Source organism: Ferrovibrio sp., from assembly GCF_046297895.1.
Lineage (GTDB): Bacteria > Pseudomonadota > Alphaproteobacteria > Ferrovibrionales > Ferrovibrionaceae > Ferrovibrio.
Genome location: NZ_JBKBHC010000018.1, coordinates 1 through 1,668, shown reverse-complemented (window position 1 = coordinate 1,668; position 1,668 = coordinate 1). Strand labels below are relative to the sequence as shown.

Genomic DNA, 1,668 nt, shown 5'->3' with positions numbered 1-1,668 from the left:
GCCGCCTCCTGGCCCTGGATCGCTTGATCGATGGCGGCCAGTTCCGTGGCGAGCCCATGCCGCCGCGTGCTGAACAATTGCGCCTGATTGGCCACCAGCCGCGCGATCTCGGCATCCTCCCGCGCCATCTGCCGGAGTTCTTCGGGGAAGACGACCTGGGCCTGCGCCGCCTGCTCGGCCAGCAGGCGCGCCTCCATGGCCCTAAGCGTCGCGTAATTGAGGCGGCTGGCGGCATGGTTCGCCTGGGTCGCGGCGTCTTCGAGGCGGAACAAGGCATCCCCGGCCTTGACCCGCTGCCCTTCGTGCACGAAGACCTCCTTGATGATCCCCCCACTGGGGTGCTGCACGGCCTTGCGTTTCGTGTCGTGTGTGACGATGCCCGGGGTGGGGACGCCTTCGTCCAGGGGCGCCAGGGCCGCCCACAAAAGGAAACCACCGAAACCAATGGCCAGGGCGATGAGCCCAAAACGGGCTGGCCGTCGCGGATCGGCCGGCAGGGTGATCTCCCCCTCGATGGGCGGTGTGCTCGTCGGTGCGGGTAATGCTGGGTTCGTGTTCATGCTCTCGCTGTCAGGCAGGGTTTGGGGATGGCCGCAACACGCCGCTCGGCGATGGTGGCCTGAGCGCCGCCAGGACCTGGTCGCGTGGGCCGAACAGACGGATGCGGCCTTCGCTCAGCAGCAGGATGTGGTCGGCGACCGCCAGGGCCTGCGGTCGATGCGTGATCATCAGCACGGTCTTGCCCAGTTCCTTCAAGCTGCGCAGGGTGGCAGCCAGGGCGGCCTCGCCGACGTCGTCCAGGTTCGAGTTGGGCTCGTCCAGCACGATCAGCGCCGGCTCACCGTAGATGGCGCGTGCCAGGCCGATGCGCTGGCGCTGGCCGCCGGACAGGGCGATGCCGCCGGTGCCCACGGGCGTGTCGTAGCCAAGCGGAAAGCGCAGGATCATGTCGTGGATGCCGGTCCGCTTGGCGGCCGTGATGACGGCCTCGGGATCGACGGCGCCGAAACGGGCGATGTTGTCGGCGATGCTGCCATCGAGCAACTCGATGTCCTGGGGCAGGTAGCCCAGATGCGGGCCCAGCTCGGCACGGTCCAGGTCCTGGATGGGGGTGCCGTCGAGCAACACGGCCCCCTGCCAGTGTGGCCATATGCCCAGGATGGTCCGTGCCAGGGTCGATTTGCCGGAACCCGAGGGCCCGATGATGGCGGTGATCTCGCCGGCCGGGAATTCGACGCTGAGGTGTTCGAGGATGGGGGTCTCACGGCCGGGCGCCGTGGCGACGAGATTGTCCAGGCGCACCGCGCCCTTGACAGGGACGCTGACCGGCTTCGAGGCGCGTTGGGGGTAGGCCGCCAACAAATCGCGCAGGGAACGATAGGCGGAGAGCGCGGTGAAAGAGCTCTTCCAGGTCGCCGCCAGCAGGTCGATGGGCGCCAGGGCACGCCCCAGCAGCACGCTAGCCGCGATCATGCCGCCGATGGTGAGCTCCCCCTCGATGACCAGCAGCGCCCCCGCGCCCAGCATCAGCGACTGTTGTGCCAGCCGCGTGAACTTGATCAGCGACTGCATGCGGCGGCCGATGTCCTGCGATGCGGTGCTCGCGCCCAGCAGACGGTTCTGCCGATTGCGCCAGCGCCGACGCAGGCCGTCGAGCATGCCCATGGC

At 68.6% G+C, this 1,668-nt stretch carries 2 protein-coding genes; both read right to left on the bottom strand.

From position 1 onward, the window contains the following. Nucleotides 1-560, bottom strand: a 560-nt coding sequence (locus ACK4FK_RS18730; protein ID WP_409747211.1) for a biotin/lipoyl-binding protein, incomplete at its 3' end; no start/stop codon positions are given. Between the two features lie 10 nt (nucleotides 561-570). Then, nucleotides 571-1,668 (bottom strand): type I secretion system permease/ATPase (locus tag ACK4FK_RS18725; protein ID WP_409747209.1); only part of this gene is annotated, 1,098 nt, incomplete at its 5' end.